The sequence below is a fragment of the Solidesulfovibrio magneticus RS-1 genome, from assembly GCF_000010665.1.
GTDB lineage: Bacteria > Desulfobacterota > Desulfovibrionia > Desulfovibrionales > Desulfovibrionaceae > Solidesulfovibrio > Solidesulfovibrio magneticus.
Genome location: NC_012796.1, coordinates 4,009,257 through 4,022,734 on the forward strand (window position 1 = coordinate 4,009,257; position 13,478 = coordinate 4,022,734).

8 protein-coding genes are annotated in these 13,478 nt (G+C 69.6%); 6 read left to right on the forward strand and 2 right to left on the reverse strand.

The window, feature by feature from the left end; translation table 11 throughout:
• The first annotated feature begins 5 nt into the window (after window positions 1-5).
• Window positions 6-1,841 carry an autotransporter assembly complex protein TamA gene (locus DMR_RS16810; RefSeq protein WP_043600960.1) on the forward strand — a complete coding sequence of 612 codons (1,836 nt, stop codon included), beginning with the start codon at window positions 6-8 and terminating at the stop codon, window positions 1,839-1,841.
• Between the two features lie 84 nt (window positions 1,842-1,925).
• Window positions 1,926-6,392 carry a translocation/assembly module TamB domain-containing protein gene (locus DMR_RS16815; protein ID WP_015862188.1) on the forward strand — a complete coding sequence of 1,489 codons (4,467 nt, stop codon included), beginning with the start codon at window positions 1,926-1,928 and terminating at the stop codon, window positions 6,390-6,392.
• A gap of 245 nt (window positions 6,393-6,637) precedes the next feature.
• On the opposite strand, the gene DMR_RS16820 is transcribed toward DMR_RS16815, so the two are convergent.
• Together DMR_RS16820 and DMR_RS16825 are read right to left on the reverse strand one after the other, a co-directional pair.
• Entirely contained in the window at window positions 6,638-7,975 is a 1,338-nt protein-coding gene (locus DMR_RS16820) for an ATP-dependent 6-phosphofructokinase (protein WP_015862189.1), read from the reverse strand.
• A gap of 200 nt (window positions 7,976-8,175) precedes the next feature.
• Window positions 8,176-8,538 carry a DUF2917 domain-containing protein gene (locus DMR_RS16825; protein ID WP_043600963.1) on the reverse strand — a complete coding sequence of 121 codons (363 nt, stop codon included), beginning with the start codon at window positions 8,536-8,538 and terminating at the stop codon, window positions 8,176-8,178.
• 223 nt (window positions 8,539-8,761) lie between these two features.
• On the opposite strand from DMR_RS16825, the gene DMR_RS16830 reads away from it, so the two are divergent.
• The 4 genes from DMR_RS16830 (at window position 8,762) to DMR_RS16845 (ending at window position 13,214) form a co-directional block, all read left to right on the forward strand.
• Window positions 8,762-10,228 (forward strand): PLP-dependent aminotransferase family protein, encoded by a 1,467-nt coding sequence (locus DMR_RS16830; RefSeq protein ID WP_015862191.1) that lies wholly within the window; start codon window positions 8,762-8,764, stop codon window positions 10,226-10,228.
• A 117-nt stretch (window positions 10,229-10,345) separates the two neighbouring features.
• Entirely contained in the window at window positions 10,346-10,672 is a 327-nt protein-coding gene (locus DMR_RS16835) for an STAS domain-containing protein (RefSeq protein ID WP_015862192.1), read from the forward strand.
• A gap of 8 nt (window positions 10,673-10,680) precedes the next feature.
• The gene (locus tag DMR_RS16840) at window positions 10,681-12,240 is read left to right on the forward strand and encodes a SpoIIE family protein phosphatase (RefSeq protein ID WP_043601841.1); all 1,560 of its coding nucleotides are present in this window, start codon (window positions 10,681-10,683) and stop codon (window positions 12,238-12,240) included.
• A gap of 59 nt (window positions 12,241-12,299) precedes the next feature.
• Window positions 12,300-13,214, forward strand: coding sequence for an SAM-dependent methyltransferase (locus tag DMR_RS16845; protein WP_015862194.1), 915 nt, complete (start codon window positions 12,300-12,302; stop codon window positions 13,212-13,214).
• The last annotated feature ends 264 nt before the right edge of the window (window positions 13,215-13,478 follow it).

Below are 13,478 nucleotides of genomic sequence, written 5' to 3' on the forward strand. Positions count from 1 at the left end.
TTTCCATGATGCGTACGAAGCGTTTTTCAAAGGGTCTGGCCGGACTTGTGCTGCTCCTGGCCCTTGTCGCCGGTCTGGCTGTCCCGGCCGGGGCGGGCACCCGCGTGGAGCAGGCCAAGGTTCCGCCCGGACTGGCCTATGTCGTGCGCTATGAAGGCCAGCTCGATCCCGAGCTTCTCGACCTGCTGCATCAGGTCTCCAAGGCCGAGGCCCTGCGCGACGCGCCGCCGGACTCGGCCCTGCTCCTGGAACGCCGGGCCGAGGAAGACAAGGCCGCCTTCGCCAAGGTGTTCCAGTCGCGCGGCCGCTTCGCCGCCACCGTCGCCGTCTCCCTGGACAGCGCCGCCACGCCGGCCGTCCTCACCTACGCCATTGATCCCGGGCCCCAGTTCGATCTGCGCTCGGTGGTCCTCAAAACCCCGGACGGCGGCGACGCCTCGGCCCTGCCCACGCCCGAGCGCCTGGGGCTGACCGTGCCTTCGCCCTTTACCGCCAAGGCCATCCTCGACGCCGAAACGAAAATTACCGAACTCCTGCGCGACGAGGCCCGGCCCGACGTCAAGGTGGACAACCGACAGGTGACGGCCAACTTCGCCGACCACGCCGTGTCCGTGGTCTGGACCGTCTCCCCAGGCCCCAAGGCCACCTTCGGCCCGACCAGCTTCGCCGGGCTGACCACGGTCAAGGAAAGCTATCTCGCCGGCATGATTCCCTGGAAACAGGGTCAGCCCTACGACGCCAAGGACGTGGAAACCTACCGCCGCGCCGTAAACGCCACCGGGCTGTTCGCCGCCGTGCAGGTGGAGACCGCAGCCGTGGACCCGGCAACCGGTCAGGCCCCCATCAAGGTCTCCCTGACCGAACGCAAGCACCGCACCGTCAAGGGCGGCGTGGACTACAAGACCGACGAAGGCCCCGGAGCTAACCTCGGCTGGGAACACCGCAATCTTTTCGGCGGCGGAGAAAAGCTCGCCGTGGCCGGCAGCGCCTCGGGCATCGAGCAGTTCGCCGAGGCCGCTTTCGAAAAACCCGATGCGCTGACGCCCAAGGACCTGTTCAAGGCCAAGGCCCGGGTCGCCAACGAAGACAAGAAAGCCTACAAGGGCCAAAACGCCACGGCCACGGCCTCGCTTCGCCGCCAGTTCACCGACGCGGTCTCGGGCGGCGTGGGCCTGGGCTACCGGGCCTCGCGCATCGAGGAAGACGAGTCCCGCCCCTGGGAGTCCGACGCCCGCTACGGCTTCGTCTTCCTGCCCGTGGAACTCGGCTATGACGGCCGCGACGACGTGCTCGATCCGCAAAAGGGCCTGCTCGCCACCGCCTCCCTGGCCCCCTACTGGGGGACCTTAAGCGGCGCGGACAACTTCCTGCGCCCGGAATTCACCCTGGCCCACTATCTGAAAATCCTGGAAAAGCCCGGCCTCGTCCTGGCCACCCGGGCCGTGGGCGGCGCCAATATCGGCACGGACAGCGAAAACGTCACCCCGGACCTGCGCTGGTACGCCGGCGGCAGCGGTTCCATCCGGGGCTACTCCTACCAGAGCGTGGGGCCCATGCGCGGCAAGACGCCGGTGGGCGGCGCGTCGCTTTTCACCTTCTCCACCGAACTGCGCTGGCGTGTCACAGACCTCGTCGGCATCGTGCCTTTCCTCGACGGCGGCACGGCCTTCGGCAAGGCCCTGCCCCCCTATGACCAACCCATCATGCTCGGCGCGGGCCTGGGCCTTCGGGTCTACACCCCGGTCGGCCCGGTGCGCGTGGACGTGGCCACGCCCCTGGCCCGCCGCCAGGACATCGACGACATCGCCCAGTTCTATTGCAGCATCGGGCAATCTTTTTAGTAACGAGAAAGAAGAAGATGCCTCCGGCGGCCGGGGGCCTGAGGCCCCCGGACCCCCCAAAGGGGTGACGGGGGGAGCCAGGGTATGGGGAACGATGTAGATCAGGATGGGGGGAAGGCCCCGGGGGCGGGACGGCGTTGGCCGCGTCGGCTGGGCCTGGGTTTGGGCGGGCTGGCCGGTCTGGTTGTCGCCTTGTGGCTGGCGCTGCTGACGCCTTGGGGGCTTGACGGCGCGGCCTGGGTGGCCGAGCGCGCCATCACCGCCGGCAGCGGCTTTGCCGCCCGCATCGACAACGTCTCGGGCACGCTGCCCTTTTCCCTCAAGGTCGGCCGCTTCGCCCTGGCCGACGCCAAGGGGCCGTGGCTCGTTATCAGCGACGCCGCCTTTTCCTGGTCCCCGGCCGCCCTGCTGACCGGCCGGGTGGTCATCCACGAAATCGCCGCCGATGTGGTGCGCCTGCGCCGCGCCCCGGACATCCCCGAAACCCACCGCGTCCCGGTCACCTTCGAATGGCCGCCGCGCTTTCCCCGGCTGCCGCCCCTCCTGCTGGACCGACTGGCCGTAAACCGCGTCATCCTCGACAAGGAACTGGCCGGCCAGGCCGCGATCATCAGCCTGTCCGGCCGGCTGGCCGAGTCGGGCCAGGGCGCGGCCGCCCTGATGCTGGCCGCCAAGCGTCTGGACGGGGAAGCGCCGCTGACGCTGTCTGTCGGCGCGGCGCTCAATTATGCCGACTGGCGGCTGGCCGTGAAAGCGAGCCTCGCCGACGCGCCCGGGGGACTCATCGCCTCGGCCCTGGCCGGCGACGACCGCACGCCCTTTGCCCTGGAAGCCCTGGGCGACGGCCCGCTTGACACTTGGAAAGGCCGCCTGTCCGCCCGCCTTGGCGCGGCCGATCTCCTCGTGGCCGACCTCGGTCTGGGCATCCCCCTGGCCAAGGACGCCCGGGCCGCCTTTTCCCTGGATCTCGGCCTGCGGCCCACGCCCGGCCTGCTGCCTGCCTTTTTCGACGATTTCCTGGGGTCGCGCTGCCGGCTGGTCCTGGCCGGCCGGGCCGGGCTGGCCGATTCCGCCCTGGAGCTTTCTACCCTCGAAGTCTCGGGGGCGTTTGGCAGCGTATCCCTGTCCGGGACCATGGACCCGGACGCCGACGCCCTGTCGGCCAAGGGCGTCATCGACATCAGCGACGCCTCGCGCCTGGCGACCTCGGCCCTGGGCGGCCGGCTCGGCGCTACGTTCACCATCGCTGGCCCGCTGTCCCGGCCGTCTCTTAGCGCCGACGCCACGGCCCGGGGCTTCCGGGCCGGCCCCGTGCATCTGGCCGACGGCGACATCAAGGCCTCGGCCCAGGTCGTCACCCCCATCACGAACAGCTTCCCGGGCGCGACCCTGGCCGCCCAGGGCAAGCTCGCCGGCCTGGCCGGCCCCGACGGCACCACCCTGGCCGGCCAGAATCTGGATTTCGACGCCAAAGGCATGCTGACGTCCGATTGGATCGTGGACGTGGACCAGGCCGCCCTGACCGGCCAGGGCGGAACCGTGACCCTGGGACAGGTGCATATCGACGGCGGCAACGTGCGCGGCCGGCTGGCCGTTTCCCTGGCCGATCTGGCCGGCGCGGCCTCGCTTGTCGGCCTTCGCCTGACCGGCGGCGCGGCCGTGGCCGGGGACGTGACCACCGCCCCGGACGGCCACGGCACGACGAGCCTTGCCGCCTCCTTCACCAAGCTGGCCGCCCCGGCCACGGCAAGCTCCCTGGACGCCTCGGTGGCCGCCCTGCTTGGCCCCTCGCCCAAGCTCGATCTCACGGCCGCCTTCTCGGCCCAGGGCGCGCGCCTGACCGAGCTGTCCCTGGCCGGCAAGGGCCTCACGCTCACCGGCACGGGCGGCTACACCGCCGCCTCGGACAGCCTGGACGCCAAGGTGCGCCTGGACGCGCCGGACCTGACCCTGTTGACCGCCGCCCTGGGCCAGCCCTGCGCCGGCGCGGCCGAGGCCAAGCTGACCATCTCCGGCCCGGCCGTTTCGCCGCGCCTGGACGTCGCGGTCGGAGCCAAGCGCCTGAGCCTGGGCGAACTGGTTCTCACCGAAGCGTCCCTGGAGGCCAGTCTGGCCGACAGCGCCCGCCGTCCCTCGGGCAAGGCGACCATCGCCGCCGTGCGCGAGGGCGAAACGGCCCGGGCCGAGGCCGCCTACGCCCTGACCGGCTCGCGCCTGAGTCTCACCGGCCTCAAGCTGGCCGCCCCGGACGCCGCCTTTGCCGGCGAAGCCGACATCGATACGGCAACCGGCCGCGTCTCTGGCAAGCTCGCCGGACAGGCCGGCAATCTGGCCGGCCTGGGCCGCTTCGTCGGCCTGCCGCTGGCCGGCTCGCTCAAGCTCACGGCCTCGGCCGCCGCCGGCCCGGGCAAAGGGGCTGCCCAATCCCTCACCGTCGATCTCAGCGCCGCCAACCTGCGCCTGCCCGGGCTGGCCGCCGGCAGTTTGACCGTCAACGCCGCCCTGGACGACCTGTCCGGCGCGCCGCGCGGCAAGGCCAACCTCACCGGACGCGGACTGGAAGCCTCAGGCCTGTCCCTTGCCGCCCTTTCGGCCACCGCCAGCGGCGACGGCCGGGCCATGGCCGTCTCGGCCGAGGCCAAGGGCAAGCTCGCCGGCCAGACCGCTGTCGAGGCCAGCCTGCGCCTGAGCCTGCCCCCGGCCGAGGCCGGCAAGCGCCGCATTGCCGTGCAGTCCCTGGCCGGCAGCCTGGAGGGCCGCAAATTTTCCCTGGCCGGACCGGCCGCCGTCACCCTGGGCAACGACGCCCTGCGCGTCGAGGGCGTGAACCTCGCCTTGGACAAGGCCAAGATCACCGCCTCCGGGACCCTTGGGCCAAACGAAGCCAGCGGCAAGGCCACGGTGGACAACTTTCCCCTGCCGCTGCTCGGGCTTTTCGGCCTGGCCGGCATCGACGGCACGGCAACCGCCAGCGCCACCCTTTCCGGCACGCCGGCCCGGCCGCAAATCGCGGCCGAAACCCGCGTGTCCGGGCTGCGGCTGGCCGCCGAACAGGGCAAGAGCCTGCCGCCCGTCAGCCTGTGGGCCAAGGCCGCCTGCAACGGCGCACGCCTGGACGTCACGGCCGGGCTGGCCGGCAAAAACGCCAAGGACCCCAAGGCCGGCAAGGCCGCCGACGTCGTCACCGTCACGGCCGGCCTGCCCATGCGCCTGTCCCTGGCCCCCTTTGCCTGCGACCTGCCGCCCGGCGGCGCGCTGTCCGGCCAGATCGCCGCCGACGCCGATCTGGCCGATTTCGCCGGCCTTTTAGCCCGGGTCAACACCCGCATCGTCGGCCGCCTCACCGCCGATCTGGCCCTTGGCGGGACGCTCAGCGCCCCGGCCGCCACCGGCGCCCTGGCCCTGGCCGCCAGCCGGCTGGAAAACGCCGACGCCGGACTGGTCCTCACCAACGTCGTGCTCAAGGCCGACGCCTCGGGCGGCCGGCTCACCATCGCCTCGGCCTCGGGCGAGGACGGCCGGGGCGGCCGCTTCACGCTCTCCGGCACGGTCGGCATCGCCGATCCGGTCAACGGCCCCGTGGACCTGAAACTCGCCCTGGCGCATCTTCGCGTCGTTGGCCTGGACATCGCCACCGCCGCCGCCGACGGCACCATAGCCGTCACCGGCACACTCTCGCGCCTGCGCGCCAGCGGCAACATCGTCATCGGCCCGGCCGACGTGAACCTGCCCACCTCCCTGCCGCCCGACGTGGCCGTCATCCCGGTCACCTACATCAACGATCCGGCCGCGCCCAAAAAACCGGCCGCCAAGGCCGCGCCGCCGGCCGTGGCCCGCCACGTGGACCTCGACCTCAAGATTTCCCTGGGCCAGGCCGTCTACGTGCGCGGCCTCGGCCTGGAGTCGCGCTGGACCGGCGCGCTTGCCGTTACCGGCACGGCCGCCGCGCCCATCGTCATCGGCCGCTACGCCGTGGACAAGGGCACCCTCGACCTCCTCGGCTCGACGCTGGAGATCACCAAGGGCGAACTGACGTTCAGCGGCGGCGCGCCCACGGCCCCGACCTTCGACGTGCGGGCCGAAACCACCAAGGACAACGTCACCGCCGGCATCGCCATCACCGGCGACGCCGACGCCCCGGTCATCACCCTGACCTCCACGCCGCAACTGCCCCGCGACGAAATCCTCTCGCGACTGCTCTTCGGCCAAAACGCCGGCTCGCTCTCGCCCATCCAGGCCGCCCAGCTGGCCCAGGCCGCTGCCTCCATCTACGCCGGCGGCACGCCCACCAGCATCCTGGCCCGCACCCGGCGCATCCTGGGCCTGGACCAACTCTCCATCGTCACCGGCAAGTCCGGCATGGCCGGCAGCGTGCTCAAGGCCGGCAAGGAGATCTTCAAGGGCGTGACCGTGGGCGTCGAACAAGGCATGGGCGCGCAAAGCGGCGCGGTGTCCGTGGAAGTGCAGGTCACGCCCAACATCACCGTGGACAGCCGCGTGGGCGTCGACAACAAACAAGGCGTGGGCGTCAACTGGAAGTGGGATTATTAGAGAAGAGAAGAGAAGAGAAGAGGAAGATGCCTCCGGCGGCCGGGGGCCTGAGGCCCCCGGACCCCCCAAATGAAGAAATGTTTAAAGGGGGTTGGGGCGCGGGGCGGGCATTGGGTCGGCGGAGACGGCTGGGCCAATGCCAGCCGCCCCCTTTCCCATGTGGGGGGTCTGGGGGCCTCAGGCCCCCAGCGGAGAGGTCCAGGAGAGGCAGAGCCTCTCCTGGCCGCCGGAGGCACTCTTCCCTCTTACACCGGGCAGAACACTGACGGGTCGCCGGTGTAGGGGGTGACGGCGTGCTGGCCGGTGGATTCGAGCACCGAGCGCCAGTAGTCCGAGGCGATGTTGAGCATTTTGCGCCGCAGCGTCACGAGGTCCAGGGGCAGATGGACGTAGCGGTCGAACAGCCGCGCCACCACCATGCCCGTCTTGCCGGCCATGGCCGCGTGCACGGCGTTTTGCCCCAGAAACCCGCAGTACACCCGGTCGTTGGCGTTGGCCGGCACGGACCGGATGATGTAGCTGGGGTCGATGAATTTGAGCGTGATGGGCATGTCGCGGCTGCGGAAATAGCCTTCGATCTCCCCGCACAGATACTGGGCGATGTCGCCCAGAACCGGATTGCCCGAGGCGTCGCGCGCGCCGGTGTCGGGCAGAAGCTTCTGCCCGGCCCCTTCGGCCACCACGATGACGGCGTGTCGCCGGGCGCTAAGGCGTTCTTCCAGGGACGGCAGCAGCCCGCGCGGCCCGGTCAGGTCGAAATCGCATTCCGGCACCAGCACGTAGTTGACTTCCTTAAGCGCCAGGGTGGCCTGGGCGGCGATGAACCCGGATTCCCGGCCCATGACCTTGACCACGCCGATGCCGTTTAGGGCGGCGATGGCTTCGGTATGGGCGCAGCGGATGGCCTCGGTGGCTTTTTCCACGGCCGTGTCGAAGCCAAACGACTTGGTGACGAGGTTGACGTCGTTGTCGATGGTCTTGGGCACGCCGATGACGCTGATTTTCGAGCGCCGCCGGGCGATTTCCTCCTGGATGCGCCGGGCCGCCTTCATGGACCCGTCGCCGCCGATGACGAACAACATGCCGACGTTTAAGCGCTCCAGGGCGTCCACGATCTCTTCGGGCTTTTGCGGCCCCCGGCTGGACCCCAGCACCGTGCCGCCGAACTGGTGGATGTCGGACACGGCGTTTGGCGTCAGAGGCACCGGCTCGTAGCCGTAGGCTTCGATGAAGCCTTGCAGCCCGAAGCGGATGCCGAGCACGCCGGCCACGTGGTAGTTGTGGCAGCACTCCATGACGATGGCCCGGATGACGTCGTTTAAGCCCGGGCACAGGCCGCCGCAGGTGACGATGGCGACTTTGACCTTGGAGGAGTCGTAGTAGATGTTGCCGCGCGGCCCGGCCACTTCGAACTCGGCCCGGCACGGGCCGGGCACGCCGCCGAAATCGGCTGCGTCGAGCTCCATGGAGACCCGAAAATTGTCGTCCACGAAACGGCAATACGGCAAGGGGGACGGGATCTTGGCCGGCCCAAGCGAGGCGATGGCGGTATCGGCCGGGGCAATGGGGCAAGAGTCTTCCATGGCACGCTCCTTACCACCAAACTACCAGCTTGCCCCCCAGCCGGCAACACGATCCGGCGACGAGGGGGCGAAATCGCCGCGCCGCCCTTGCGTCCGTCGCCGTTGTCGCGCCGCACGGCAGCCCTGCTTTCCGACCAACGCCGGCCGGCCTTCGCGCCGGGACCAGCCGCGAAGACCGTAAGCGGCGCGAGACCGGCGGCCTAATCCCAGCGCACCTTCACTTCCGAGCCTTCCCCCCGGCCGGTGACCACCACCTTGCCCGAACGGCCAAGGGTCACGCTCTGCCCCGGCGTCAACACGATGTCGCGCCCGTCGCCGGCCGCCGTCACCCAAACCACGCCCTTGGCGCAGGTCACCCGGCAGTAGCGCACGCCAGTCAGCGCCAGATGCTTGCCCTGGCCCAGGCGCACCGACAGGCTGCGGCCCGGGGTGAAGATCCTGGCCCCGGCCTCGGCCATGGCCCGCAGCACCCGGCTGTCGCGCCAGCGCGACAGCCATTCGTCGATGATTCCCGTGCGCGTCGTCGCCAGCAGCCGGTCTTCCCGTAAGCGATCCACAAACATGGCAGCCTCCTTGGGGCGTGTCCGCGACCGCATCCGTCGCGCCCGGCACGCCTGAAGCGTTGGTTGGCTCGTGATCCCCGGCCGCCTCGCGGGCCGGGGCGTTGCCCGGGGACGGCCCCGGGCGCGCTTCCCTTGGACCATATTGTCTGTTACCATCACAGACACAGTTTTCAAAAAAAACCTCCATAACAGATGTGGGCCGCGCCCACGCCCGGAGGCCGCCATGACCTTGCCTGAAACCGATTCCGGCATTTTCCGCTATATGGCCGTGGAGAAACATATTTTGCGGCTTCTGGAGTCCGGCGAGCTGCGCGTGGGCGACCGCGTGCCAAGCCTGCGGGGGCTGGGCGGCCGCCTTGGCGTCAGCGTGTCCACCATCAACCAGGCCTATCTGGAGCTGGAAAAGCAGGGGATCATCGAAGCGCGGCCCAAATCCGGGTTTTTCGTGCGCCGTACGCCCATCAAGCGGCCCGCCCCCAGCCGGGGCGAAGCGCCGCCGCGCGGACCGGCCACGGTGGCGCGCGGGGCGCTTATCCGCGAAGTCCTCGACGGCATGGGCCGGCGCGACATCGTGCCCCTGGGCGTGGCCCTGACCGATCCGTCGCTGTTGCCGGCCAAACAGATCGCCCGGCTGCTGTCCAAGGTGGCGGCCGGAGACGAACGGGTGACGAGCTACGAGGGCGTGCAGGGCAATCTGGAACTGCGCCGTCAGATCGCCTGGCGGCTGGCCGAGGCCGGCATCGAGGCCGGACCGGACGAGGTGATGATCACCTCCGGGGCCATGGAGGCGCTGTATCTGGCCCTGCGCTCGGTGACGCGCCCGGGCGACAACGTGGCCATCCCGGCCCCGACCTATTACTGTTTCCTGCAACTGCTGGAAAACTTCGGGCTGCGGGCCGTGGAGCTGCCGTCCTATCCCGACGGGGGCGTGCGCCCGGCCGATCTGCGCTCGGCCCTGGACCGCTTCGATCTCAAAGCCGTCATCCTCACGCCCAATTTCAACAATCCCGACGGGGCCATGATCCCGGACGAGGCCAAGGCCGAGATGGCCGCGCTTCTGGCCGAGCGCGGCGTGCCGGTCATCGAGGACGACGTCTACGGCGACCTGCACTTCGCCGAGCGCCGGCCGCGCTGCCTGCGGTCCTACGACGCCACGGGCAACGTCCTGCACTGTTCGTCGTTTTCCAAGACCCTGGCCCCGGGCTACCGCCTGGGCTATCTGCTGCCCGGCAGGCACGCGGCCAAGGCCTTCGAGCTCAAGGCCACCACCAACGTCTGCTGCGCCACGCCGACCCAGGTCGCCGCCGCGCTGTATCTGGCCCAGGGCGGGTTCGAGCGCCACCTGCGCAAGACCCGGGGAGTGCTGGAGCGCCAGGCCCGGATGATCGAGGAACGGGTGCTGCGCCATTTCCCCGACGGCACGCGGGTGACCCATCCCTCGGGCGGCAGCGTGGTCTGGGTCCAGATGCCCGACAGCGTGGATTCCATCGCGCTGTTCTACGCCGCCCGGGAACTCGGCATCGGCCTGGCTCCGGGCAACATCTTTTCGAGCTGCGACCAGTTCAAGCATTTCGTGCGCTTAAGCTACGGCAATGCCTGGACGCCGCGCATCGAACAGGCCCTGGCCGACGTGGGCCGGCTGGCCCGGGAACTGGCCGAGGGCGGGGACCGGCCCGAGCCGGCCTGCTGATTCGCGCCCGACGCCGGGCAGGCGGGATTGTCGCCCCGAAGACGTTGGTTTTTTCCGCCAAGGCTGCTAGCTTTCCCGTAGAAGTCTGCGGCCCGCGCGGCCCGGAGGAGCCTTGTCATGCAGCTGACGTGCGAGGAGACGGATGCGGCCCTTGTGGTGCGCGTTTCCGGCGAGATCATCATGGACGCGGTGACCGAATGCCGCGCCGAGGTGGAACATCTGGCCCTGGCCGCCGCCGCCCCGGCCGTGGTGGTGGATCTCTCGGCCGTGGCCTTCATGGACAGTTCCGGGGTGGGATTCCTTATCGGCCTGCGCCGGCTGTGCCAGGACCACGGCAAGACCCTGTCCCTGGCCAATCCCACGCCGCCGATCAAGAAGCTCCTGGCCATGTTGCGCCTGACCGACTATTTCGACGCCCCGCCAACCGGCCCGGCCGGGGCCTGATGTCCGCCATGCGCATCGCCGTCGTCGACGACTCCGAGACCTTCCGGGCCTACCTCCAAGGCCTGCTGGCCGGCCGGGGCGAATTGTCCGCCTTCGACACGGCCGGCGACTGTCTGGTCGCCCTGGCCGATCCGGCCCAGCCGCCCGTGGACCTCGTGCTCATGGACCTCATCATGCCGGTCATGGACGGCCTGGAAGCCACCCGCCGCATCAAGGCCGATCCGGCCACGGCCGACGTGCCGGTCATCATGGTCACGGTGTCCGACGACGACGCCAGTCTGTCCGAAGCCTTTGCCGCCGGGGCCATGGACTACATCCAGAAACCGCCACGAAAGCCCGAGCTGCTGGCCCGGGTGGACTCGGCCCTGCGTCTCAAGGCCGCCATCGACGCCCGCAAGGCCCGTGAGCGCGAAATCAAGGCGGAAAAGGAATACATCGCCGCCATCCTGGAATATTCCCACGACGGCATCGCCGTGGCCGGCCCGGACGGCCGCTTCACGTTCGTTTCCCCCGGCATGGAGCGCATCTTCGGTCTGCCGGCCGACACCTACACCACCGCCGACCGCTGGCTGGACATCGTCTTCCCGGACCTGGCCGCCCGGGACGATCTGGCCGACATCTTCCACCAGCGCCCGGCCCCGGGCCATGTCTGGCGACGGCTCTACCCCTTTGCCGACAAAAACGGCCAGCGCCGGGCCTGCCAGATCCATTTCTCCACCATGCCCTCCGGCGACCTGATCCTCAACATCCAGGACATGACCCTTTTCGAGAAGCAAAAAGAGGATCTGGTCAAGAAGCACAACCGCCACCAAAAAGACCTCGACGCCGCCGCCGAGATCCAGCAAAGCCTGCTGCCCCGGCGCTTCACCATGTCCGACGCCCTGCGCTTCGCCTGGGAGTTCGTGCCCTGCCACAACATCGGCGGCGACATCTTCAACGTCTTTCCCCTGGGCCCCCACCATGTGGGCCTCTACATGCTCGACGTCTCGGGCCACGGCGTGGCCTCGTCCCTGGTCGCCCATTCGGTCTACAACTTCATGCACTACCAGCGCTCGACCCTGGTCGACCGCTCCGGCGGGGCCATCGACGTGGTGCCCCCCGAGACCGTGCTCTCTCGGCTCAACGACGAATTCCCCTTCACCAAGTTCCAGAAATTTTTCACCATCTTCTACATGACCATCGATTTGCGCACCGGGCGCGCCATCTACGGCAACGCCGGCCATCCCGCGCCCTGGCATATCCCGGCCGATGGCCCCATGGCCGAGCTGCCCGAACGCGGCCCCATCATCGGCTTGGCCGGCTTGCCCCCCATCCCCCCCGGCGAGCTGCTCCTGGCCCCGGGCGACAAGCTCCTGGCCATAAGCGACGGCCTGGCCGACAGCCGTGACGCCAAAGGCGAATCCTTTGGCGAGGAACGCATAGCCGCCATCGCCGCCGCCCAGGCCCAGGAGCCGGTGGACGTCCTGGTGACCGCCCTGCGCCGGGCCGCCGACGACTTCCGCCAGGCCGCCCCGCCCCGCGACGACCTGAGCCTTTTGGGAGTGGAATTCATCCGGCCGAAAGCGTAAAGACCCGCCTCCGGCCGTTGCGCCGTCTGTTCTGCAACCCCAACCCCGCACACCCACCCATGCCCTTTGCCGTCTACCACGCCCCGCCGGGGCTTTTGACCGAACTCGTGCGCGAGCTCGGCGACGCCGTCACCGCCGTGCGCGATCCCCTGGTCGTCGCCGACGGCCCGCCGCGCCCCTGCGCCTTTGCCGCCAACGTCTGGACCGACCCGGCCTTTATTCCCGTGGAATCCGTGGGCGACGCCGCCCGCAAGCTGGCCTCCGTCCAGCGCAACTGGAGCCTGGTCCCTAGCGGCCTTTTCCGCCGGGCGGCGCTTGTCGCCCAAAAGCTCCCCCGGGTGTCGGCCAAGCCCCTGGCCTTTGGCCGGCCGTTGCCCACCGCGCCACTGGGAGCCTTCACCCTGTGGGACGAAAACCTGCTGCTCGCCTCGCCGACCACCAGTGAACCCGTGCCCGACGGCGTCTACCGTTTCGAGGAAGACAAGATCGGCCCGCCCAGCCGGGCCTACCTCAAGCTGTGGGAACTCTTCACGCGCCTGGGCACGGCCCCCCGGCCCGGGGAACTCTGCCTGGACATGGGCGGCAGCCCCGGCGGCTGGTCCTTTGTGCTGGCTTCCCTTGGGGCGCGGGTCTTTTGCATCGACAAGGCCCCCCTGGCCGACAACGTGGACAAACACCCGCTGGTCTCCTGGTGCCCGGGCAGCGCCTTTGGCCTGGACCCGCGCCACGCCGGAGCCGTGGACTGGCTGTTCTCCGACGTCATCTGCTACCCCGACCGGCTCTACGACTGGCTTTCGCGCTGGCTGACCCTGGGCCAGTGCCGCCGCTTCGTGCTGACGGTCAAACTCCAAGGCGAAACCGACCCCGCGCTTCTCGACCGCTTCCTTGAAGTGCCCGGCAGCCGGCTGCTGCACCTCAGCGCCAACAAGCACGAACTGACCTTCGTGCGGTTGGACGATGAAGAAATCGGTTAAGAAGAATAAAGAGAAGATGCTCCGGCGGCTGGGGGCCTGAGGCCCCCAGACCCCCCACTTGGAGAATAGTTTCAAGGGGGGGCGGCGGGGCTTGGCTCTCTGTCGCCTGGAAGGGGCAAATGACTGTGGACGGCGCGTGACGGGTACCACCGTTGCGCCGGCGGCCGGACGCGTTCCCTTTCCCTGCCCGTGCGTCTTGCACCCAGGCGCGCCAGCACTCGCCTCTCCGTAACAGCCCTTCGCGCCAGCCGCCTTCCCCTGCAA